The organism is Streptomyces atratus, assembly GCF_040655115.1.
GTDB classification, from domain to species: Bacteria; Actinomycetota; Actinomycetes; order Streptomycetales; family Streptomycetaceae; genus Streptomyces; species Streptomyces atratus_D.
On the sequence record NZ_JBFAJH010000043.1, the window covers coordinates 33279 to 56237 of the forward strand.

General features: G+C 70.9%; 24 protein-coding genes. 14 read left to right on the forward strand and 10 right to left on the reverse strand.

Annotated elements, in window-relative coordinates; genetic code table 11:
- Positions 1–294 precede the first annotated feature (294 nt).
- From AB0I23_RS31715 to hutH, 4 genes are all read left to right on the forward strand, one after another.
- The gene (locus AB0I23_RS31715) at positions 295–1467 is read left to right on the forward strand and encodes an adenylate/guanylate cyclase domain-containing protein (RefSeq protein WP_359114483.1); all 1173 of its coding nucleotides are present in this window, start codon (positions 295–297) and stop codon (positions 1465–1467) included.
- Between the two features lie 76 nt (positions 1468–1543).
- Positions 1544–2356, forward strand: a complete 813-nt coding sequence (locus tag AB0I23_RS31720) for an enoyl-CoA hydratase/isomerase family protein (protein WP_359114485.1) — start codon at positions 1544–1546, stop codon at positions 2354–2356.
- An 86-nt stretch (positions 2357–2442) separates the two neighbouring features.
- Positions 2443–3627, forward strand: a complete 1185-nt coding sequence (locus AB0I23_RS31725) for a GGDEF domain-containing protein (RefSeq protein ID WP_359114487.1) — start codon at positions 2443–2445, stop codon at positions 3625–3627.
- Between the two features lie 91 nt (positions 3628–3718).
- Positions 3719–5269, forward strand: coding sequence for a histidine ammonia-lyase (gene hutH / locus AB0I23_RS31730; protein WP_078839839.1), 1551 nt, complete (start codon positions 3719–3721; stop codon positions 5267–5269).
- Between the two features lie 33 nt (positions 5270–5302).
- On the opposite strand, the gene AB0I23_RS31735 is transcribed toward hutH, so the two are convergent.
- Entirely contained in the window at positions 5303–5608 is a 306-nt protein-coding gene (locus AB0I23_RS31735; RefSeq protein ID WP_359114489.1) for a hypothetical protein, read from the reverse strand.
- Positions 5609–5810: 202 nt separating this feature from the next.
- Here AB0I23_RS31735 and AB0I23_RS31740 point away from each other — a divergent pair, with 202 nt between their 5' ends.
- From AB0I23_RS31740 to gdhA, 9 genes are all read left to right on the forward strand, one after another.
- A complete protein-coding gene (locus tag AB0I23_RS31740; RefSeq protein WP_359114491.1) occupies positions 5811–6218 on the forward strand; it encodes a hypothetical protein in 408 nt (135 codons plus the stop codon).
- Positions 6219–6425: 207 nt separating this feature from the next.
- Complete coding sequence (locus tag AB0I23_RS31745; protein ID WP_359114493.1) at positions 6426–7691, forward strand: L,D-transpeptidase; 1266 nt, start codon at positions 6426–6428, stop codon at positions 7689–7691.
- A 208-nt stretch (positions 7692–7899) separates the two neighbouring features.
- Positions 7900–9351, forward strand: a complete 1452-nt coding sequence (locus AB0I23_RS31750) for an ABC transporter permease (protein ID WP_359114495.1) — start codon at positions 7900–7902, stop codon at positions 9349–9351.
- A 46-nt stretch (positions 9352–9397) separates the two neighbouring features.
- Positions 9398–10081: an ABC transporter ATP-binding protein gene (locus AB0I23_RS31755; RefSeq protein WP_359114496.1), complete on the forward strand. Its 684-nt coding sequence runs from the start codon at positions 9398–9400 to the stop codon at positions 10079–10081.
- 226 nt (positions 10082–10307) lie between these two features.
- On the forward strand, positions 10308–10820 hold the full coding sequence (locus tag AB0I23_RS31760; protein WP_359114498.1) for a hypothetical protein: 513 nt from the start codon (positions 10308–10310) through the stop codon (positions 10818–10820).
- Between the two features lie 106 nt (positions 10821–10926).
- Entirely contained in the window at positions 10927–11283 is a 357-nt protein-coding gene (locus AB0I23_RS31765; protein WP_359114500.1) for a DUF1330 domain-containing protein, read from the forward strand.
- A gap of 70 nt (positions 11284–11353) precedes the next feature.
- A complete protein-coding gene (locus AB0I23_RS31770) occupies positions 11354–11701 on the forward strand; it encodes a hypothetical protein (protein ID WP_359114502.1) in 348 nt (115 codons plus the stop codon).
- A gap of 240 nt (positions 11702–11941) precedes the next feature.
- Complete coding sequence (locus tag AB0I23_RS31775) at positions 11942–12112, forward strand: hypothetical protein (RefSeq protein ID WP_359114504.1); 171 nt, start codon at positions 11942–11944, stop codon at positions 12110–12112.
- A gap of 270 nt (positions 12113–12382) precedes the next feature.
- Positions 12383–13762, forward strand: a complete 1380-nt coding sequence (gene gdhA, locus AB0I23_RS31780; protein ID WP_359114506.1) for an NADP-specific glutamate dehydrogenase — start codon at positions 12383–12385, stop codon at positions 13760–13762.
- Positions 13763–13912: 150 nt separating this feature from the next.
- Here the strand turns inward: gdhA and AB0I23_RS31785 are convergent, their stop codons facing one another.
- The 9 genes from AB0I23_RS31785 to AB0I23_RS31820 form a co-directional block, all read right to left on the reverse strand.
- On the reverse strand, positions 13913–14269 hold the full coding sequence (locus AB0I23_RS31785; protein ID WP_436847031.1) for a YrdB family protein: 357 nt from the start codon (positions 14267–14269) through the stop codon (positions 13913–13915).
- Positions 14270–14653: 384 nt separating this feature from the next.
- Complete coding sequence (locus AB0I23_RS31790) at positions 14654–15631, reverse strand: hypothetical protein (protein WP_359114510.1); 978 nt, start codon at positions 15629–15631, stop codon at positions 14654–14656.
- The gene (locus AB0I23_RS31795) at positions 15628–16326 is read right to left on the reverse strand and encodes a cytochrome b N-terminal domain-containing protein (protein ID WP_359114512.1); all 699 of its coding nucleotides are present in this window, start codon (positions 16324–16326) and stop codon (positions 15628–15630) included. The genes AB0I23_RS31790 and AB0I23_RS31795 overlap by 4 nt, the downstream gene beginning before the upstream one ends.
- A complete protein-coding gene (locus AB0I23_RS31800) occupies positions 16323–16511 on the reverse strand; it encodes a hypothetical protein (RefSeq protein ID WP_359114513.1) in 189 nt (62 codons plus the stop codon). The genes AB0I23_RS31795 and AB0I23_RS31800 overlap by 4 nt, the downstream gene beginning before the upstream one ends.
- Positions 16508–17020 (reverse strand): DUF3885 domain-containing protein, encoded by a 513-nt coding sequence (locus AB0I23_RS41800; RefSeq protein WP_436847030.1) that lies wholly within the window; start codon positions 17018–17020, stop codon positions 16508–16510. Before AB0I23_RS41800 ends, AB0I23_RS31800 begins: the two co-directional genes overlap by 4 nt.
- Before the next feature lie 68 nt (positions 17021–17088).
- Positions 17089–17760: a peptide-methionine (S)-S-oxide reductase MsrA gene (gene msrA, locus AB0I23_RS31805; protein ID WP_359114515.1), complete on the reverse strand. Its 672-nt coding sequence runs from the start codon at positions 17758–17760 to the stop codon at positions 17089–17091.
- 89 nt (positions 17761–17849) lie between these two features.
- Positions 17850–18500: a hypothetical protein gene (locus tag AB0I23_RS31810; RefSeq protein WP_359114517.1), complete on the reverse strand. Its 651-nt coding sequence runs from the start codon at positions 18498–18500 to the stop codon at positions 17850–17852.
- Positions 18501–18833: 333 nt separating this feature from the next.
- Entirely contained in the window at positions 18834–20423 is a 1590-nt protein-coding gene (locus tag AB0I23_RS31815; protein ID WP_359114519.1) for a M48 family metallopeptidase, read from the reverse strand.
- A 159-nt stretch (positions 20424–20582) separates the two neighbouring features.
- Complete coding sequence (locus tag AB0I23_RS31820; protein ID WP_359114520.1) at positions 20583–21686, reverse strand: hypothetical protein; 1104 nt, start codon at positions 21684–21686, stop codon at positions 20583–20585.
- Positions 21687–21753: 67 nt separating this feature from the next.
- Between AB0I23_RS31820 and AB0I23_RS31825 the strand changes: the two genes are divergently transcribed.
- Complete coding sequence (locus AB0I23_RS31825; RefSeq protein WP_359114522.1) at positions 21754–22899, forward strand: cystathionine gamma-synthase; 1146 nt, start codon at positions 21754–21756, stop codon at positions 22897–22899.
- Positions 22900–22959: the final 60 nt, after the last annotated feature.

Here is a 22959-nt window from a genome sequence, read left to right on the forward strand (position 1 = left end):
TGGCCGGCCGCGTACCCGGGTGCCCGAACCGGCCTTCGTCCCCGTGGAAACCACCCACCGGAGAGCAGCCCCCCACGCCCCCGGCCCTGGCCGGCCGCGTACCCGGGCGCCCGAACCGGCCCTCGTCCCCGTGGAAACCACCCACCGGAGAGCAGCCCCCCACGCCCCCGGCCCTGGCCGGCCCCGTACCCGGGCGCCCTGACTTAGTGAGGTAGCGCACACCTGCCGTATCGTTGAGGCGATCCACCGACAGATCGGCAGGGCAGTGCGCAGGGAACGGGCAGGAGGCGGCTGGTGACCGTCGACGACACGAGCTCCGGCGCGGGCACGGAGCCCCCACCGGACGCCTCGGTCCACGCGACACCGCATCACGAAGTCGACCACACGGCGGAACCGACCGACGATCCCCTCGCCATCCGGCTGGAACAGCTGATCCTGGGCGCCGAGCGTCGCTACACCCCGTTCCAGGCGGCCCGTACCGCCGGTGTCTCGATGGACCTGGCGTCGCGGTTCTGGCGGGCCATGGGGTTCGCCGACATCGGGCAGGCGAAGGCGCTCACCGAGGCGGACGTGCTGGCGCTGCGGCGGCTCGCCGGACTCGTGGAGGCGGGGCTGCTCAGCGAGCCGATGGCGGTGCAGGTCGCCCGGTCCACCGGGCAGACCACCGCCCGGCTGGCGGAATGGCAGATCGATTCCTTCCTGGAGGGGCTGACCGAGCCGCCCGAGCCCGGCATGACCCGCACCGAGGTCACGTATCCCCTGGTGGAGCTGCTCCTGCCGGAGCTGGAGGAGTTCCTCATCTATGTCTGGCGGCGCCAGCTCGCCGCCGCGACCGGCCGGGTGGTGCAGGCGGCCGACGACGACGAGATGGTGGACCGCCGGCTGGCCGTCGGCTTCGCGGACCTGGTCGGCTTCACCCGGCTGACCCGCCGGCTGGAGGAGGAGGAGCTCGGCGAGCTCGTCGAGACGTTCGAGACGACCTGCGCCGACCTGGTCGCCGCGCACGGCGGCCGGCTCATCAAGACCCTTGGTGACGAGGTCCTCTTCGCCGCCGACGACGCGGGCACGGCGGCCGAGATCTCGCTGCGCCTGATAGAGGCGATGGCTCAGGACGAGACGATGCCCGCGCTCCGCGTCGGTATCGCGTTCGGCACCGTCACGACCCGGATGGGCGATGTCTTCGGCACGACGGTGAACCTCGCCAGCCGGCTCACCTCGATAGCGCCCAAGGACGCCGTGCTGGTGGACGGCGCGTTCGCGGAGGAGCTGACGCGTACGGGCGACGCACCGGCCTCCGAGGCGCAGGCGGCGGAGGAGGCCGCGGCGGCCGAGAAGGACCGCGAGAACGGCGTGGAGCCGCTGGCCGTGCCGAAGTACCGGTACGGGCTGCAGCCGATGTGGCAGCGGCCGGTGCGTGGGCTCGGCGTGGTGGAGCCGTGGCTGCTGGCCCGGCGCGGCACGTCCTGACCGCCCTCCGGGGCGCACCCACGGACACCCCCCTAGGATCCCTCCGGTAACGCTCGTTAACCGGAGGGGTGCAGTCATGACCGTCACGTCCGAGCAGCGGTTCGGGGAGTTCGTCGTCGTGCGGGTCCACGAGGGCCAGAACCATGTCGCCGAACTGGTTCTGGACCGGCCCAAGGCCATGAACGCCGTGTCCACGGACATGGCCCGTTCGATCGGCGCCGCCTGTGCGGCGCTCGCCGCCGATCCCGCCGTACGGGTCACCGTCCTCACCTCCAGCCACGAGCGCGCCTTCTGCGTGGGTGCGGACCTCAAGGAGCGGAACTCCTTCACCGACGCCGAGCTGGTGCGACAGCGGCCCACCGCCCGCGCCGCCTACACCGGCGTGCTCGACCTGCCGATGCCGACGGTCGCCGCCGTGCACGGGTTCGCCCTCGGCGGCGGATTCGAGCTGGCTCTCTCCTGCGATCTGATCGTCGCCGACCGGACCGCCGTGGTGGGGCTGCCGGAGGTGTCGGTCGGCGTCATCCCGGGTGGCGGGGGCACCCAGTTGTTGCCGCGTCGGGTCGGTGCGGCGCGCGCCGCCGAGCTGGTCTTCACCGCCCGGCGGGTGGAGGCCCCGGAGGCACGGGAGTTGGGCCTCGTCGACGAGTTGGTGGAGGCGGGGCAGGACCGGACGCAGGCGCTCGCGCTCGCCGGGCGGATCGCCGCCAACTCGCCGGTGGGTCTGCGCGCCGCGAAGCGTGCGCTGCGGCTCGGGCACGGGCTCGACCTGCGGGCCGGGCTGGAAGTGGAGGACGCGGCCTGGCGGTCGGTGGCCTTCTCCGGAGACCGGGCGGAGGGTGTGGCCGCGTTCAACGAGAAGCGGAAGCCGAACTGGCCCGGCGAGTAACGGTACGGCACTGTTTCGACGCGCAGAGCAGGAGATTCGCGGCTCCAAGCTGATCAAATCACTGCAAATCTACATACGATGTAACGATGGGTGGTGAGAATGTGCGGCTGCGGGCCGTCGTATCGCTTGCGCAGGCGATGGCTGCGGCGCATACACCGCGCGAGTCCTGGCGGGCTGCCGCGCTGGGGGCGTGCGAGGCGTTGGGCGGCAGTTTCGCCGCGCTCTCCGTGTGGGAGCGCGGACCGGGGCGGCTCAGGGTGCTGGTGAACGCGGGTGAACGGGCCGAGGGGGAAGAGGAGTTTCCCGACGACGAGACGTACCCGGTGCACGAGTTCCCGGAGATCACCGAGTTCCTGCACGAGCGGTGGGCGGGGGGCGGTGAACCGGACGCCTGGGTGGAGACGGCCGAGGGGCCGGTCGGCGAGGGCGGTGTCGCGTCCGACGTGAAGTCGGCGGGTGCGGCGCGCGGGCACGGGAGCGGTTACCGCCATCAGCGCGTGGCGGCCCTGCGCCGCCGCCGCCGCGGTTGCTGCGTGGTCGCGCCGATCGTGCTGCACGGGCGGGCCTGGGGGGAGCTCTATGTGGCGCGACCGGTGGGGGAGCCGGTGTTCGGGCGGGAGGACGCGGACTTCGCGACCGTGCTGGCCGCCGTCGTCGCCGCCGGGATCTCCCAGACCGAGCGCCTCGAAGAGGTCCGCAAGCTCGCCTTCACCGACCCGCTGACGGGGCTGGCCAACCGCCGCCTCGTCGATGTGCGGCTCGACGAGGCGGTGGAGCGGCATCACGCCGACGGCTCGGTGGTCAGCCTGGTCGTCTGCGACCTGAACGGCCTGAAGGGGGTCAACGACACGCTCGGCCACGCGGTCGGCGACCGGCTGCTGGAACGTTTCGGCTCGGTGCTGTCCCGGTGTGGCGCGATGCTGCCGGGTGCGCTCGCGGCCCGGCTCGGCGGTGACGAGTTCTGTCTGCTCACCGTGGGCCCGGAGGCGGACGAGGTGATCCGGGTGGCCACCGAACTCTGCGACCGGGCAACGGAGTTGGAGCACGGCGACGGGGTCGCCTGCGGGATCGCGTCGACCGGCGACCCGATCGGTCCGGTGGTCTCGGCCCGGCGGCTCTTCCGGCTGGCGGACGCCGCCCAGTACCGGGCGAAGGCGGCCCGCTCCATGGAACCGGTGGTGGCGGGGCGGGACGGCGAGGTCATCCGGCTGGCCGACTCGCCGCCGAAGTCCGCCCACGACCGCCGTCGGCTGCGCGGCAGCCGTCCGTAGCGCTCGTGCGGAGCCGTGACCCGGATCGGGTAAGGGGTCAACCGTGCGACCACTAGTGACATGGAGAGTTTCAGTCCGTACGCTTCTGAATATGGATATGCACACAGTCGTGGTGGGGACGTCCGGTACCACCGCAGAGGACGTCATCGCCGTGGCTCGCGCGGGAGCCCGCGTCGAGCTCTCCGCAGCCGCAGTCAGCGCACTCGCCACCGCCCGCGAGATCGTGGACGCGCTGGCCGCCAAGCCCGAGCCGGTCTACGGCGTCTCCACCGGCTTCGGCGCTCTCGCCAGCCGGCACATCAGCCCCGACCTGCGGGCCCAGCTCCAGCGCAACATCGTCCGCTCGCACGCGGCCGGGATGGGCCCGCGCGTCGAGCGCGAGGTCGTGCGGGCGCTGATGTTCCTGCGCCTGAAGACGGTCTGCTCCGGCCACACCGGCGTACGCCCCGAGGTGGCCCAGACCATGGCCGACGTGCTGAACGCGGGCATCACCCCCGTCGTGCACGAGTACGGCTCGCTCGGCTGCTCCGGCGACCTGGCACCGCTGTCGCACTGCGCCCTGACGCTGATGGGCGAGGGCGACGCCGAGGGCCCCGACGGTGTCGTGCGCCCGGCCGGCGAGCTCCTCGCCGCACACGGCATCGCCCCCGTCGAGCTGCGCGAGAAGGAGGGCCTCGCCCTCCTCAACGGCACCGACGGCATGCTCGGCATGCTCGTGATGGCCCTCGCCGACCTGAAGAACCTCTACACCTCCGCCGACATCACCGCCGCGCTCAGCCTGGAGGCACTGCTCGGCACGGAGAAGGTCCTCGCCCCGGAGCTGCACGCCATCCGCCCGCACCCGGGCCAGGGCGTCAGCGCCGACAACATGCTGCGGGTGCTTGCCGGGTCCGGCCTCACCGGTCACCACCAGGACGACGCGCCGCGCGTCCAGGACGCCTACTCCGTGCGGTGCGCGCCCCAGGTCAACGGCGCCGGGCGGGACACCCTCGCGTACGCCGGGATCGTCGCCGACCGCGAGTTGGCCTCCGCCGTCGACAACCCCGTCGTCCTGCCGGACGGCCGCGTCGAGTCCAACGGCAACTTCCACGGCGCCCCGGTGGCGTACGTACTCGACTTCCTGGCGATCGTCGCCGCCGACCTCGGCTCGATCACCGAGCGCCGCACGGACCGGCTGCTGGACAAGAACCGTTCGCACGGGCTGCCGCCGTTCCTCGCCGACGACGCCGGTGTCGACTCGGGTCTGATGATCGCCCAGTACACGCAGGCCGCCCTGGTCAGCGAGATGAAGCGACTCGCGGTCCCCGCCTCGGCGGACTCGATCCCGTCCTCCGCGATGCAGGAGGACCACGTCTCCATGGGCTGGTCGGCGGCGCGCAAGCTCCGTACCGCGGTGGAGAACCTCGGGCGGATCGTCGCCGTCGAGCTGTACGCGGCGACCCGCGCCATCGAACTGCGCGCCGCCCAGGGGCTCGCCCCGGCGCCCGCGTCCCTCGCGGCGATCGAGGCGCTGCGGGCGGCCGGCGTCGAGGGGCCCGGCCCGGACCGGTTCCTGTCGCCGGATCTGGCTGCCGCGGACGCGTTCGTGCGGAGCGGGAAGCTGGTGGCCGCGGTGGAGCCGGTCACCGGGGCACTGGCCTAGGAGTTCGGCGGATCCGCCGGACGGGCCTGACCCTCAGGCCCGTCCGGCGATCGAGGACAACGTGCTCGCGCGGCGCCCCGAGTGGGCGACGAACGCTGCGCCGACGACCAGGAACGCCGTGCCACCGATCAGATACGGAGTGGTGTCGACCCCGGCCCCCGTGTCGGCGAGCGCCGGCCCGGACACCTCGTCCCCGGCGCTCGTGACCACCGGTCTTCTCGGTGTACCGGCCGGACCGGCGGCGTCGTCCGTCGCGTTGGCCGACGGGACGAACCACAGAGCGCACAGCAGAGTGGCCGCCGCGGTGGCGGTCAGGAGCGGGCGGCGGGCGATGGTCACGGAATCGATCCCCCTTGTGACAGCAGTGAGTTGGACCGACCGGCAATTGGGGGGCGGCGTCACGGGGCTGGGGCACGCACCTCGGCCCCGCTCCTTCACCCACCCCCCAATTGCCGGTCGGTCCTAGCCGGGTGCGCCGATGCTAATGAAAGCAGCGGGTCGCGGGAAAGTCGCGAGACCCCTTGGCTCTACGCTCCGGCGTATGAGCACTTCAGAGACATCACGGTTTGTTCGCCTTCGCGTGGAGATGGTGTTGGAGATCACCGACGCGGACGCCCTCAGCGGTACGGCACTGGAGAGCATTGCCGCCGAGTACGGCGAGCACGGCGGCGAGTCGGCCGAGGAACGCATGCATGCCGAGTCCGCGGTACGGGAAGACGCTGCGGAGGCGCTCGCCTCCCTTGTCGACCCGTTCGATCTGGTCGGCGAGGTGCCGGGGGTCGAACTGGCCCAGGCCTCCTGGACCAGCGAGATCATCGACTACGACCCCGAGGACGCGGACGCCTGGGACCTCGACGACGAGGACGAGGACCACGGCGACGGCGACGACGACGACGTCGCGCACAATGGGGAGGACGACGACGGCGAGGAACAGCCGTCCAGCCGGTGAACACACCGGCTCCGGCCCGTTTCCGGTGGGTCGGGGCCACGAGTGTTCCGCCCCTGGAACCACAGCTGCCACGACTGCGTCGATGAGTGGTGTTCCCCACATCTTTGACGGATGTGGAACGGAGGGCCCTTCCCGGGTGTTCTTGGAACATTGACGGGGTACCGCCGGCCGGCGGCCCTGCTCGGGGTACAGGGGGATACGGCAACAATGGAGAAGCGTGTGATGACGGACAGCAAGCGACGCAGGGGCCTCATGGCCGCGTCCGCACTGCTCGGCGGCGTTCTGGTGCTCACTGCCTGCAGCGACGGCGGGGACAAGGCCAGCGCCGAGAGCTCGAAGAAGTCGCAGGCGGCAGCGGTCGACAAGGCGGCAGCCCAGGACGCCTCCGAGGCGCAGATAGCGATCTCGCCGAAGAACGGCGCGACCAACGCCAGCATCAACAACGACGCCAAGGTCACCGTCACCAAGGGCAAGCTGAGCGAGGTCACCATGACCACGTCGGCCGGTGCGAGCGTCCAGGGCACCCTGGCGGCCGACGGCATGAGCTGGCAGCCGAACGGGCAGCTGGAGCGCTCGACCACGTACAAGATCAACGCGACGGCCAAGGACTCGAAGGGCCGCGAGGCGCACGAGAACTCCTCGTTCACCACCGTGTCGCCCGCCAACAGCTTCATCGGGAACTTCACCCCCGAGGACGGCTCCACGGTCGGCGTCGGCATGCCGGTCTCGATCAACTTCAACAAGCCGATCACGGACAGGAAGGCCGTCCAGGCCGGGATCACCGTGACGTCCAGCAGCGGCCAGCAGGTCGTCGGCCACTGGTTCAACTCGCAGCGTCTGGACCTGCGCCCCGAGCAGTACTGGACGGGCGGCTCCACCGTCACGCTGAAGCTGGCGCTGGACGGCGTCGAGGGCGCGAACGGCGTCTTCGGCGTGCAGCAGAAGACGGTCACCTTCAAGGTCGGCCGCAACCAGGTCTCGACGGTCGACGCCAGCACGAAGACGATGACCGTCACCCAGAACGGCAAGACGATCAAGACCATCCCGATCTCGGCCGGTTCCCCGGCCAACCCGACGTACAACGGTCAGATGGTGATCTCCGAGAAGTTCACGGAGACCCGGATGAACGGCGCGACGGTCGGCTTCACCGACGCCGACGGCAAGGGCGAGTACGACATCAAGGACGTGCCGCACGCCATGCGGCTGTCCTCGTCGGGCACGTTCATCCACGGCAACTACTGGGGCGCGCGGTCGGTCTTCGGCAGCGCCAACACCAGCCACGGCTGCGTCGGCCTCGCCGATGTCAAGGGTGCGGGCGACGCCAACCAGCCCGCCGCGTGGTTCTACAACAACTCGATGGTCGGCGACGTGGTCATCGTCAAGAACTCCCCGGACAAGACCATCACCCCCGACAACGGCCTCAACGGCTGGAACCTGAACTGGGCCGACTGGCAGGCAGGCTCCGCAGTCTGACCCCGGCGGGCGTCCCCGGACGTCCCTCCGTACCCCGTGCTTCACCGCGTACCCGCGTAAACCCCGACGCCCCGTCCGCACGCAAGGCGGCGGCACCCCGGATCCCCTCGGATCCCCGGTGCCGCCGCCTTCGTCGTCCGGGAGCGTTCTCATCCGGATCTCATGGCGGCCTTAACTCGCCATCACAACCGCTCCATAGCGTCGCGCCATGTTCTTCACCTACCTCCGGCGCGAGCTGCGCCGCCGCAGAAAGGCGGCGCTCGTCGTCGCCTCGGGGCTCGCCCTGGGCATTGCGCTGGTCATCATCGTCAGCTCGGTCTCCTCGGGCATGAGCAAGGCCCAGGACAAGGTCCTGGAATCGCTGTACGGCCTCGGTACGGACATGACGGTCACCAAGGCCGCCGCCGCACCGGGCTCCAGCAGTCAGCGCCCCAGGTTCGAGTTCGACGCCAAGGGCGACGACACGAAGCAGAGTTCGGACCGCGTCATGGTCCAGGGCTTCCAGACGCTGTCCTCCACCACCGTCGACCAGGTCGGCAAGCAGAACGGTGTCGCGGACGCCGTCGGCGGGCTGAGCCTGAACGTCCTGAAGGTGGACGGCCGGTTCAAGCGCGGCGAGTTCAAGCAGAACGGGAACGCGGGCGCCACCGACCAGCGCGGTCCCGGCGGCGGCGGTGCGACGCAACCGCAGGGTGAGGTCCAGGGCGGCGGCGCCTCGTTCGACGTCAACTCGTACACCGTGTACGGGACCGACGTCACCAAGCAGGACCTCGGCCCGCTGACCTCGTCGAAGATCACCAAGGGCCGTACGTTCAAGGCCACCGAGACCGACGCCGAGGTCGCGGTCGTCGACGCCTCGTACGCCAAGCAGAAGAAGCTCGCGGTCGGCAGGACCGTGACCGTCTCCGGGACCACGTACAAGATCGTCGGTGTCTCGACGGCGGACAGCGGCGACGCGGCCGCCAACCTCTACATCCCGCTGAAGCAGGCGCAGACCCTCGCCGACGCCAGGAACAAGGTCACCACGGTCTACGTCAAGGCCGCCGACTCGCAGCAGATCGACAGCGTCAAGTCCGCCATCCAGAAGAACATCTCGGGCACGACCGTCACCACCTCCGCGGACCTCGCCGACACCGTCTCCGGCTCCCTGTCCACCGCCTCCGACCTGGCCACCAGCGTCGGCAAGTGGCTGTCGATCGCGGTCCTCGCGGCCGCCTTCCTGGTCGCCGGACTGCTCACCTCCTCCGCCGTCAGCCGCCGGGTACGGGAGTTCGGCACGCTGAAGGCGCTCGGCTGGAAGAGCGGCCGGGTCACCCGCCAGGTGGTCGGCGAGGCCCTCGTCAACGGCCTGATGGGCGGTGTCCTCGGCATCGCGCTCGGTCTGGCCGGCGCGTACGTCGTGACGGCCATCAGCCCCACCCCCACCGCGCAGCTCGGTGGCTCGGGCGGCGGCATGGCCGGCGGCCCCGGCGGTATGGGCGGCCCCGTCCGGCAGGCGTCGTCCAAGTCCCTCGACATCGCGCTGACCGCACCCGTCTCCCTCTCCACCATCCTCATCGCCGTCGCGCTGGCCGTGGCGGGCGGGCTGATCGCCGGCGCGTTCGGCGGCTGGCGGGCCTCCCGGCTGCGCCCCGCGGACGCGCTGCGCCGCGTCGAATAGCCCGCCCGCGAGCCCCACCCCCCTTCAGTCCACCAGGAGTTGACCCATGTACACGCTCAGCGGCGTCACCAAGCGCTATACCCGCGGCAAGTCCACCGTCGATGCGCTCGCCGGCGTCGATCTGACCATCGAGGACGGCGGCCGCCTGGTCATCCAGGGCCCCACCGGCGGCGGCAAGTCCACGCTGCTGCAGATGCTCGGCGGTCTGGACCGTCCGACGGCCGGCAGCGTCGAACTCGACGGTGTGGACCTCGCGAAGCTCAGCGAGGCCAAACTCACCCAGGTGCGCGCGCAGAACATCGGTTTCGTCTTCCAGAGCTTCAACCTCATTCCGACGCTGACCGCGCAGGAGAACGTCGAGACGGCGCTCGTCCCGCTCGGCGGCAGGCCCGCGGAGCGGCGCAGGCGGGCCGCGGAGGCGCTGGACTCCGTCGGACTCGGTGAACGGCTCGGACACCTCCCCAGCGAGATGTCCGGCGGGCAGCAGCAGCGTGTGGCGATCGCACGGGCCCTGGTCAAGCAGCCGAAGGTGCTGCTCGCCGACGAGCCCACCGGCAACCTCGACGAGTCGATGCGCGACGAGGTCATGGAGGTGCTGGAGACGATGTGGAAGGAGCACGAGCTGACTTTCATCATGGTCACCCACGACAGCGCGATCGCCCGCAGGGCGCCGCGGCTGGCGACCATCCGCAAGGGCCGCGTCACGATCACGGAGAACGCGGCGGCCTGACGTACGGATGCCGAGGTGAGGCGTACGAACGCGGAAGGTGGCCCGCGGGCTCGGACGTGCGACGCACGGACGCACCGGCCCGCCCAAGCGGCCTTCCGGGCAGGGGCGACGGCACCCAACGCCGTTGCCGCTGCCCGACGCCGGCGATCCGGCACGCGGCCGCGTAAGGGGTGCCATGGCACCAGCACGCCCGCTCCCTTTCGCTCATCGCATTAATCTCACCGTCATGACCGCTGCCGTCACCGCCATGATCACCGCAGTCGTCGGCGTGCTCGGGACCCTGTTCGCGCCGATGCTCGCGCAGCGGATGACGGCGCGGGAGCGCCAGGCGGAGGCCGAACTGGCCGACACACGACGGAGGTTCGAGGAGCGGCGCGCCCAGTACACGGCCATGAACCGGGCCTCCCGGCAGTTCCACACACTGCTCAAGGACGCCCTGCACCGGATCAGGGACGGCGTCTGTACCGAGCAGGAGCGCACCCAGCTCGAAGAGGCCCGCCTCGACCACCGCGACCGCTACGCCGAGGCGCAGATGATTGTCCCGGAGCGGATCCTGCAGGCCTCCCGTGACCTCAACCAGATCCTCGGACACGCCGACGGGGCCGTCAAACGCCTGGACCGGGGGCTCGCCCGCGACGGCGAGACCGTGGCGCGGATCCTGGAGAACCTGAGGGAGGCGAGTCCGTTCCTCGACACGATGCGGGAGCTGATGCGGGAGGACCTGGGCATCACCGACTGAGCCCGCCCCTACCCCGGAGGTAATCGACGCTCCGTACGCCCCCGGGCAGCATGGTGCACACCAGCTGACGCAGCCGCGGCAGCACGCAGACCCGGAGGGCGACACCATGACCGCATACGCCATAGCCCACCTGTACCCCGCCGCCCACCCCGGCGAGGAGGTTCTCACCTACATCGAGCGCATCCAGTCGACCATGGACCCCTTCGACGGCCGCTTCCTCGTGCACGGTGCGCAGGTCGAGGTCGTCGAGGGCGAGTGGCCCGGTGCGCTCGTCATCATCGGGTTCCCGAGCATGGCGGCTGCCCGCGGCTGGTACGAGTCGGACGCCTACCAGGAGCTGCTGCCGCTGCGGACCCGGAACATGGCGGGCGACGCCGTGCTCGTCGAAGGCGTCGCGCCGGAGTACGACGCGTCGGCGACCGCGGCCGCGATGCGGGCAGCGGCAGCGGCCGTCAATGCCTGACGGGCCACGGCCGGGAACCCGTACGGTGACCCGTGGCCGGTGACGGCCGACGCGAGGGGCGGGTACGACCATGGGCTTCGAGGGCGACATCTGGAGGCTGCTGCGCGGCCCGGACCCGGTCGGCGACATCGTGATCGACGATCGTGACTTCCCCTGGCTGCAGGGGCGGTTCGTCCCAGGCCTGGCGTACGAATCGGTGCGCCCGCTCTTCGAGCGCGAGCCGGCACTGATCGACCACATCGAAGAGGGCCCCGCGGCGGTGGCCGCGTGGGAGGCGGCGTACGACGAGATCGAGCGGATCCTGACCCTGGTCTGCCCGGACAACGGCCCGGTCGCCGAATTCCTGCTGCACATCGACGGGGAGCGGGCCTGGTTCCGGTGGAGCCTCACCCCGTTCGAGGAGGGCGACGGCGCGTGATCATCCGCGAACAGGCCGTCCGGCTCGTGGAAGGAGACCTGCCGCCTCGCCGTCGACGAACGCCTCCCTCGCCCACGCGGCCGCCCTCGGCCGGCAGCCGCCACGGCTGAGCCCCGAGGAGCTGCGGGCTCTGAGCGAGGTGTAGCTGAGTACACCCCCGATCCGGGAGACGGGTCCCTCGCTGCGGCGCGCCCCGCCCGGCAGGATGGAGCACATCGGATCAACCACGGAGGGAACCCCATGAAGCCGCTGCTCCGGCTCGTACTCTGTCTCGCGGTCGTCGCCAATGTCGGCCTCAACCTGATGGAGGACTCCGGGCTGCACATCGCCCTGAGCATCGTCTCGGGCGCGGTCGTCCTCGCGTCCGGCGTGGGGCTGTGGATGCTGCGTGACAGGCGCGAGGAGGCCTGACCCGTCCGCCACGACCGGCGGCATCCGGTGTGGATTGCGCCACGCGCCCGATGCCGGAGGGGCCGGCAAGGGATCACTATGTGGATGCGGCCGAGGATCTTCCGGCTCCCCTGGGACAATCGATACGTCACAACGGTCCCGTACGTCGCGTCGGTGAGTGCGATTCCCACAATGTCTGGGTGACGTCCTCCATGGGGAGGGGGACCGGCGGCGCCCCTCGGGACGGGGCGCCTTCGCGCACGTCGCCGAGCCATGGAAGGTCTTGATCAGATGCCGGCCACCCCTGTTTCCCCGGAGCCGCACGCAGCCGAGATCCGTGTCATTGAGCCGCTGTACGCGGAGATTCTGCGGCGCAATCGGGGCGAGAGCGAGTTCCATCAGGCGGTACGGGAAGTCCTTGAGACGCTCGGCCCGGTCCTTGCGCAGCGACCGGAGTTCGTGGACGCCCGGATCATCGAGCGCATCTGTGAGCCGGAGCGTCAGCTCATCTTCCGCGTGCCGTGGTCGGACGACTCCGGCGACATCCATGTGAACCGCGGCTTCCGGGTCGAGTTCTCCAGCGCCCTGGGACCGTACAAGGGCGGGCTGCGTTTCCACCCCTCGGTCGACCTCGGCATCGTGAAGTTCCTCGGCTTCGAGCAGATCTTCAAGAACGCCCTCACCGGCATGCCGATCGGTGGTGGCAAGGGCGGCGCCGACTTCGACCCGAAGGGCCGCTCCGACGGCGAGATCATGCGGTTCTGCCAGTCGTTCATGACCGAACTCCACCGCCACCTGGGCGAGTACACGGACGTCCCGGCCGGTGACATAGGCGTCGGAGGCCGCGAGATCGGCTACCTGTTCGGCCAGTACAAGCGGATCACCAACCGGTACGAGTCCGGTGTGCTCACCGGAAAGGGCCTGGGCTGGGGCGGCGCCCAGGCACGCACCGAGGCCACCGGCTACGGATGTGTGCTCTTCACCGCCGAGATGCTCAGGAGCCGGGGAGATTCCCTCGACGGCCGGCGGGTCGTCGTGTCGGGCTCCGGCAACGTCGCGATCTACGCGATCGAGAAGGCCCAGCAGCTCGGCGCCACCGTGGTGACGTGCTCCGACTCCGGCGGCTACGTCGTCGACGAGAAGGGCATCGACCTCGCCCTCCTCAAGGAGATCAAGGAGGCCGGTCGCGGCCGGGTCTCGGAGTACGCGGAACGGCGCGGCGCACATGTCCGCTTCGTCGCCGGTACGGGCGTGTGGGACGTCCCCTGCGATGTGGCCCTGCCGTGTGCCACGCAGAACGAACTCCACGAGAGCGATGCGCTGACGCTCGTACGCAACGGGGTGAAGGCGGTCGCCGAGGGCGCCAACATGCCCACCACCCCGGAGGCCGTGCGGGTCCTCCAGGAAGCGGGCGTCGCCTTCGCCCCCGGCAAGGCCGCCAACGCGGGCGGAGTGGCCACCAGCGCGCTGGAGATGCAGCAGAACGCGTCGCGCGACTCCTGGACCTTCGCGCACACCGAGGAGCGGCTCGCGGAGATCATGCGCCACATCCACGACTCCTGCTTCACCACGGCGGAGCGCTACGGCAGCCCCGGCAACTACGTGGTCGGCGCGAACATCGCCGGTTTCGAACTGGTCGCGGACGCCATGCTCGCGCAAGGTCTCATCTGATCCCGCGCCGTACGCACCACCGGCCGGGCCGCCTCCGCGGCCGGGCCGGTGGCGTCAGGGCCCTTTCCTTCGGATCGGGCCCCGCGAGTCTCTCGGATCAGGCCCCGCGAGCCCGGCGTGATCCGAACGCGAGAGGCCCTGAGGGCCTCGTCACCGTGCGGGCCGGCGCCGGAAGAACTCTGCCAGCCCCGTGTTCACGACCACCACGACACCGGCCACCGCCGCCGCCACCGGATGACCCACGCGGTACACCGCGTACACCCCGCCGCCGAGCACCACCGCCTTCACCAGCAGGACGCCCCACAGCGGAAGCCGGACCCGGGCTCGAGGAGCGGCGAACAGCCCCCACAGCACGATGGCCACCGCCGGTGTTCCGAGCCCCAGCAGCCACCGGGCAGCGGCCCCGCCGCCGGCCGTGAAGCCCCACCAGGACAGGCACGCCAGCGCCGCCGACTCGATGACGAACGCCAGGAGTTCGTTGGTCATGAACCAGGGGCGGCCGCGCATCGCGGCAAGGCTGTCGAGGCCGTCGCTCGTCATCGGGCGGGATTCCTCCTCAGGCAGGTCCGCGAGACGGCGGGCGGCAGGTCAGCCGTCCGCGGGCGCGACACCGATCGGGCACGATACGCCCCTCCCTGCGGATCTGTGCTGCCATGTGACCCATGGGCGTTCGGGTGGCTGTTCGGTGAGCGTGCCCGGTCACGAGCGCAGGTGAGCCACCGTTCGTTCTCGACGGGGTATGCACGCTCTTCGGGTAGCGGTCGGGTCGCCGCTGCTGACCAGTGCGTGGATCTCGCGGGCGAGTGGAGTCACGTCTCGCTGATGGAGACTGTCCGTTCGTCCGCGTAACGGCGTCCGGTCGGCACAACGATGTGCATCCGAGGTCGCCCCTCAGCCCTCCGACTGCCGGGCCCGTGGAGCAGCTTCCTGTTCACGGTAGTACGAGCGCCAGATCAATCGGTGCACTCGCGTCCAGCGGGGAATGGACCGGACGCCGGGGATGAAGGGCACCAGCACCAGACCCAGGCTGAGCAGAGCCATCAGGCCCCAGACCAGGGCGTCGGCGTTGCCGGACGACTTGAAGGGTTCGATCTGGTACCAGAACGTGTAGAGCCACAGCCACGCCTGGCCCGGGTAGTTCCCGGTCTCGTTCATCATTCCCCACTGGTCGCCGCCCAGGTGCTCCGCGCGGGCCAGGGACTCCAGATAGGAGCCGTCGGAGAGAAAGAGCAGAGGGCGGGTGTAGTCGGTCTGGTAGAACGTGCCGCCGGCCTGCAACTCCCCGTCCAGGGCACCGGATCTGGCCAGGTCGAGGAGGCGCGCGATGAGGACAGGGACCGGGCCGTAGTCGCCCTTGGCGACCTTGGCGGGGTCGCCGCCGGGAGACTTCGCCAGTGCGTCGGAGTAGGCCTTGGTCCACGCCTGTTGCCGGGAGACCGGAGCAGCGGCCCAGGTGCCGAGTGCCACCCTGACGTTGGGCGGTTCGGGGGCGTCGGCCAGAGGGCGGAGTACGAAGTCGTTGGCGGTGTCCACCGGGATACGGACCCCGGCGGCGCTCTGCAGCCCGACCGGGCCGAGCTTCTGCGCCGCGCCGGGCGTGTGGTTGTACGGCGGCCCGTACTCGGCTGTTCCGCTGGTGCCGCCGAGTTCGGCAACGGCGGTCGTCGTGAAGTCACCGCCGGCCGCTCGCGACCAGGAGGCCAAGGTCACCGCCTTGACGTCGGGGGAGGAGAAGACAGCGGCCAGACCGGCGGTGAGAAGCGCGACAACGACCAGGGCGATCGTGAACTCCTTGACCAAGTCGTACGGTCGGGTGGGGAAGGCAGCAGGGTCCGGCAGCGCGGCCTTCCGGGATCGTCGGCCCGTCACGGCATCTCCCCCGGCGCGGGCGAGGCCGTGCCGCTGCCCGCGGGACCGGTTGCCCCGATGGGCGGCACGATTCCGCGCCACCGGACCAGCAGGACGTGCCATGCGGTCAGCAGACCGAGGACGAACGGGAGCAGCACGATGTGCCACATCAGCATCTGCCCGAAGTCCAGCACGTTGAAGAACGCGCCGATGCCGACCGAGTTGAGCCCGTCCTTGGCCTGCCCCGCGATCCACTGCGAGTCGAAGTTCTGCTGAACCAGGTAGCCGGTGAACGCGGTGCCGATAGAGGCGAAGAAACACACCACGCCGGTGACCCATGTCAGTGCCCGCCGGCCGCGCCAGGCGGCCATGAAGAACTTGCCCCACAGGTGAATGACCATGAAGAACATGAACAGCTCGACGCTCCACAGGTGCAGGCTGTTCACATACGTCCCGGTCGCCGAGACGTGCCACCAGGCGGGTCCCTTCAGTGCGAGCACCCCACCGGTGACGAGCACCACGATCAGCGACGCCACGGTGAGGACGCCGAAGACATAGACCCATGAAGCCATGTACGCCGGCTGGGTGTCCGGCAGCAGCTTGTCCGGGGGCAGGGCCGCGACCGCCCGCCGCCGCACCGCTCCGCTCCAGCCGCCCGAAGCGGACACGTTCTTGTACGGCCCGACCTCCGCGCCGCCCTGGCCCGGACCACTCATCTGCGGCCTCCGGGGAAGGGCAGCAGCAGGGCGGCGACGAAGACGACCACCATGAGGCCGATGACGATGAGGTTCGCGACGGACAACTGGATGACGCCCCAGTGCACGTAGCGCCCGGGCTCATTCAGATCGATGGGCGCGGCGAGCGCACGCCCGCCCGACAGCACGAGTCCCGTGATTGTCATGATCTCCCTGCCCATCCCTCTCCGCGCCGCCGATGAAAGCGAAGCGCCTCGTAGAGCTCTGGGCGTCCGGGCTCGCCGGGCCATAGGCTGAAGGGCCCAACAGAAAGACGCTTCGGTGTGGGCGCTCTGTGGGCTTTCGCCGCACGCCGGAGATCTCGTGCGGCCTCCGGCGTGGAGCGGGCGAAGACGGCGCCTTTTCGCGCGGCAACCCGCGCACACCTATGGATAACCGACCGAGGCGCTCCGGACATGACGACAGCCGCAGCAGACAGTGGATCAGTCCGGGAAGCGGAGCGAGTGGTCGCGGAAGATGCTTCGCGGCCCGTCGCGCCCTGGGCCACGGTCCCATAGGAAGTCTCCGCCCGCTTTCCTGTCGTCGGCCACATCGCGAGCACCGCGTTGTACCGCTCCGGAACGGTGGCGTACTCGGCGGCGTCCTCCGGGTAGCGCTTGGAGTGGGGAAAGCTGTGGAACCGTACCCGGAGCTCGGGGTGAGCGCTGCGCAGCACGTAGCCGTTGGGGCGGGCAGGACGGCCGGCGCCCCTTCCACCGCGCCGTCAGTTTGTCGGGTGCAGGCTCAGTCGCCGTCGTCCGCCCTGGCAACGCCTACGGGGCAGGAGACGCCCGTGCCGCCGATCCCGCAGTAGCCGTTAATGTTGCGGTCGAGGTACTGCTGGTGATACGCCTCCGCGGGCCAGAACGTGCGGCCCTTCGCCGGGAGGATCTCCGTGGTGATCTCTCCGTGGCCGGCGGCCGTCAGGACCTTCTGGTACGCCTCGCGGGACGCGGCCACCGCCGCCTCCTGCTCGGGGGAGTGGGTGTAGATCGCCGACCGGTACTGCGTACCCACGTCATTGCCCTGGCGGAAGCCCTGCGTCGGGTCGTGGGACTCCCAGAAGACCTTCAGCAGCTCGGAGTACGTGACGATCTTCGGGTCGAAGACGACGCGGACCGCTTCCGTGTGCCCCGTCAGGCCCGAGCAGACCTCTTCGTACGCGGGGTTCTCCGTATAGCCGCCCTGGTAGCCGACGAGCGTCGTCCAGACGCCCCCGGTCTGCCAGAACTTGCGTTCGGCGCCCCAGAAACAGCCCATCGCGAAGTCCGCGACCTCCAGGCCGTCCGGATACGGGCCCACCAGCGTGTTGCCGAGGACCGTGTGACGGTCCGGGACGGTGAATTCGGGGGCCGGGCGGCCGCGCAGGGCCTCCTCGGGGGTGGGGAGCTGCGGGGTGCGGCGGTGCAGGAACATGCGGGGGCTCCTCCGGGGGTAGGCGTGTGCAGTCCTTACAACGCAGCGGGGGCGCCGTGGATTCCGGCGCCCCCGCTGCGTCCTACCGGTCAGTTACCGTCCGCCGCCAGGACCTGTGCGGCGCTGAAGTCGCGGGACTGGACATAGCGCTTCGTCGGGTCCCCGGAGTACGTCCACGGGGCGCTGTCGATATGGCCGTCGACCGCACGGAACTGCTTCGCACCGCTGATGTCCCCGGCCACGCTGATCAGCGCGCCCGCGTGCACGAGGGCCGCGCCCGCGTCCTTCGGCTGTGCGGTGCGCCAGGCGAGCAGCCAGGTGTCGTCGGCCGCGGCCTCGTCCTGGAGGACGCCGGCGCGCCGGTAGCGCTCCTGCCAGTCCCGGCCCGCGCCGGCGAGGAAATCGGCGCCCGCCTGCCAGTTCCCGGCCCGGACCGTGGCGCGTACCTCCTCGTCGTGCGGGTCGGGGGCGGCGGCGTGTGCGGTGTCGAGCGCGTCGGCCGGGACGAGGCCGAGCTCCGCCGCGGCCCTCGCCGGGTCGGACTTCCGGCTCCGGCGTTTGCGGGGCGCCGAGGGGGCGGCGCCGGAGGCGGCTTCGGACGACGCCGTGTTCTTCCGTGCCTTCAGCCAGAAGTAGACGCCGAAGGCGATCGCCAGCAGGGGTTCACAACTGCTGGGCAGACACATCGTTGTGGCGAACATGGACACGATGGGGTGGCCGGTGTGACGAGCTGCGGGCATGCCTGGCGGGGTGTGCGTAACGTACTCGGTGCGATCTGGGACGCCGGGTGTGGCGTCAGCAGTCGGGGCCCCCGTGTCACCAGCGAGATGGTTCGGGGCCTCCCCGTCGCCTCCGGCCACACCCATAGGGCCAGGTCGTGAGGGTTCCGCCCACCTGGAACGGAGCGCATACGGGATATGCGTCGCCGACCGGGACGCGAAAGCGGAGGACCAGTGCGCCCAGGACCGTTCGGGGCGTGCCGGTGAGACAGGACTCACTCCTGCTCACCGCCCAGGAACGGTATCAGTCGTGCCACAGGGAGTACCGGTCCATTCGGGGAAGAGGCATGTCGGTCACGGGGCGAGCAGTTTGCGCAGCGGCCCCGTGTCCGGGATGTCCGCCACGGCGGCGTCCAGCGCCGCGGGGAGCTCCTGCGCGTACCCGTGCGGCAGCTCCAGCGTGGCGGAGTCGGACCAGGACAGCTGCCAGCGGGCCCGCCCCTGCCGTACGCACTCGTCGCTGACCAGCTGCGACAGGCCGGAGCGCAGGCGGGGCCTGGCGAACTCGCGGGCGGCCCGGCCGGTCGCCGCGGCGGCCTCCTCGGACGTGGGCAGCCGGTCGGCGATCTGCCACAGCGCACCCGCGTCGATCGCGTCGAGCGTGGCGGAGAGCGAGCCGTCGCTGCCGGTCGCGTCGGCGACCACCGCGCCGAACGCGTGCGCCGACCGCCCGGTGTACGACGCCATCGACTCGTGCACCAGCTCCGGCCAGTCGGCACGGCGCAGCCCCAGCGCCTCGGGTGTGAGGACGGCCTGCTCGACGGCGGCGAGCGCCCGCTCGGCATCGGTGAGCAGGGCCAGCGACGGTTCCACCGGCTCCGACGCACGCCCGTCGTCCGGCAGCGCCTCGATCCGGGCGACGCGCTCCGCGATCGGCGGATGCGAGTCGTACGGGGAGGTCGGCTCGGTCGGCAGGGAGCCGCGCATCTCGGCCAGCTCGTCCTGGCGGGCGGCCAGCAGATGCCGTACCCCTCCGAGGACCTGGCCGGGCAGCGGCAGCATTCCGGCCTCGACGCCGAGCGTGGCGTACGCGTTCATGTAGAAGCCGTGGGCGGCGTCGAGGGCCGGGAGCTCGCGCAGAGCGGACGCCGTCGCGTCACGGCCCGCGATCCGGGCCGCGGCGACATCGGCCGCGAGCTCCTCGCGGCGGGCGCCGGAGAGCGTGGCGCGCATGTAGAACTTGGCGTAGGCCGTGTAGATCGCCGCCATCGCGCGGTACGTGAGACCCGCGCCGCCGGTGTCGATCTCCTTGGCCTTCTTGCCCTTGGCGAGGGCCTTTGCCGCCTTCTTCTCCTGGCGCGCCTGCTCCTTGGCGACGGTCCTGCCCGCCCGCTCCTGGAAGTGGGCGATGGTGCGCATCACCTGGATGCGGCCGCGTGCGGTGATCGCGGTGAGACGGGTGTCGGAGTTGCCGTAGTGGCCCATCTCATGGGCGAGTACGGAACGCAGCTGGGCCTGGGACAGGCCGGTCATCAGGGGCAGGCCGAGGTAGAGCCGGCGCCTGCCGCCGACCAGGCCGAGGAACCTGGCGTCCTCGCTGACGGCGGCGTTCACATCGCCGGTGAGCACGATCTCGTCGGGCGCGCGGGTGCCGACCTGCCGCGCGATGTCACGGACGGTGGCCCAGAGCCGGGGTTCGTGGGCGTCGTCGACCGGCAGGCCGGCCAGGCCCTCGTCCTTCGGCGTGCGCAGCATGAACATGCCCCGCACGATCGGGACGGCCAGCACGACGCTGAGGACGGACAGTTTCGCGGCGACGCTGCCCGTCGTCCACGCGAACGCCGCCCAGTCGAGGGCGCCGAGGGCGGCGAGCAGGACGACGCTCAGCAGATAGAAGCCGGCGAGCAGGACAAGGGCGCGCGCGGCGCGCAGAGTTGGGCCCATCGGGCGATTCCCCCCACAGGAATGAGAAACGTCGGTAGATCGGCAGAGCCGGGGTGGTGCGGGTTGTGGGGGGAACCGGAGTATGTCCTACCGCGGGCGGATGCGGCAACGTGGTTCGGCGGCGGAACGCGGGTCGGCCAGGGGGCAACCGGCCCCGCGTCACCGCGGGAGCGTCGCCGGGCTGCCGCCGTTCGCCTCGTACCCGGCGACCGCGAGCGCCCGGTAGACCGTGTACTCGGCGGCAGGGTCGGGATTCTGCGTCCACGGCAGCGCGCCCACGTGCCCGTCGATGTGGACGAGTTGGTGCATCGCCTCCGCCCAGCGTTCCATCCGGACCAGGAACAGCACCAGCAGATGCCGGACATGGGCGAGCATCGGGTCGTCGGGGCGCGCCGCGTGCACCGCGAACAAGGCGCCCTCGACGGCCTTCGTCACCACGACGCCCCGGTAGAAGCCCTGCACCAGATTGACCTCGGGCAGATGCTCGTACACCGCGAACAGCGGCAACGCGGCCAGCAGCGAACCCTGCGGGGCGCGGGCCGCGGCGGACGTCGCGAACCGCTCGGCCTCCTCGCGGGAGCCGTGCCACTTCTCGCACCAGAAGTGCAGCGCGGCGATGTGCGCGCCCATGTGCGCCGGCGCGCGGTCGATGATCTTCGCCCAGACCTGGTCGAACTGCTCGTGGGAGTAGCCGAGCCCACGGGCGACGGCCAGTTCGACGATGTACGGGACCGGGTCCCCGGGCGCCAGCAGGGCCGCCTCGCCGCAGACCGTACGCGCCTCCTCCAGGATGATCCGGAAGTCGTCCGTCCCCGCGGAGGAGGACCGCCATGCCTGCTGGACCAGGAACTCGGCGTGCACCGCGGCCCCGCCCGCGTCCTTCGGCGACTGGGCGCGCCACGACCGCAGCCACGCACCACCGACCCCGGGTGCCTGCATCAGCTCCAGCGAGGCGGCACCGGCGAACGCCTGCACGCGCTGCCACCGCACCTCGCCCTCCTTCGGCGTCCCCGCCAGCAACTGCGAGGCGGCGCGCCAGTCCTGGGTGCGCTGCACGACATCGAGGACATCGAGGAGGTCCTGGTCGGGGCCCGGCATCCGGATGTCCAGCTGTTCCTGGCGTACGAAGCCGTAGGTGTCCGGGTCGGCGGCGTCGGGGGAGCCGGGCGCGACCTGGCGGATACCGGAGCGGCGACGCAGCACGAAGGGGCCGACGACCGCGGCGAGCATGCACAGCGCGATCAGGAACCAGAGAATCTCCATGCGCCCATTGTCCCCGGACGGCGCAGTGGCCGTGGATCACCCCTGCGACGAACTACGCTCGGGCCCCATGAGCGACCAGCAGAGCTTCGAGACCCTCGCGATCCACGCGGGCAACACCGCCGATCCCCTCACCGGCGCCGTTGTTCCGCCCATCTACCAGGTGTCCACGTACAAGCAGGACGGCGTCGGCGGACTGCGCGGCGGCTACGAGTACAGCCGCAGCGCCAACCCGACGCGTACCGCACTGGAGGAGAACCTGGCGGCCATCGAGGGCGGCCGCCGCGGTCTCGCCTTCGCGTCCGGGCTCGCGGCGGAGGACTGCCTGCTGCGTACGCTGCTCCACCCCGGCGCCCATGTCGTCATCCCGAACGACGCCTACGGCGGCACCTTCCGGCTCTTCGCCAAGGTCGTCAAGCGGTGGGGCGTCGACTACTCCGTCGCGGACACCTCGGACCCGGCCGCGGTCCGGGCCGCGGTCAATGACCGTACGAAGGTCATCTGGGTCGAGACGCCGTCCAACCCGCTGCTCGGCATCACCGACATCGCCGCGGTCGCGGACGTGGCGCGCACCGCCGGTGCCCGGCTGGTCGTCGACAACACCTTCGCCAGCCCCTACCTGCAGCAGCCGATCGCCCTCGGCGCGGATGTCGTCGTGCACTCCCTGACCAAGTACATGGGCGGCCACTCCGACGTCGTCGGCGGCGCGCTGATCGCAGCCGACGCGGAGCTCGGCGAGGAACTGGCGTACCACCAGAACGCGATGGGCGCGGTCGCCGGGCCGTTCGACTCCTGGCTGGTGCTGCGTGGCATCAAGACGCTGCCCGTCCGGATGGACCGGCATTGCGAGAACGCCGCCAAGGTCGCCGAGCTGCTGACCCGGCACCCCAAGGTCACCCAGGTCCTCTACCCGGGGCTGCCGGAGCACCCGGGACACGAGATCGCCGCCAAGCAGATGAAGGCGTTCGGCGGCATGGTCTCCTTCCGGGTCCAGGGCGGCGAGGAGGCGGCGGTCGGGGTCTGCAACCGGACCGAGCTCTTCACGCTCGGCGAGTCGCTCGGCGGCGTCGAGTCGCTGGTGGAGCACCCGGGCCGGATGACGCACGCCTCCGTGGCGGGCTCCGCCCTTGAGGTACCGGCCGACCTGGTCCGTCTCTCCGTCGGCATCGAGTCCGCCGACGACCTGCTGGCCGACCTGACGCAGGCACTCGGCTGAGAGCCTGTCGGGTGACTGGTCACCCGACAGGCTCCAAGGGCTTTCTCCCGGACCGGATCG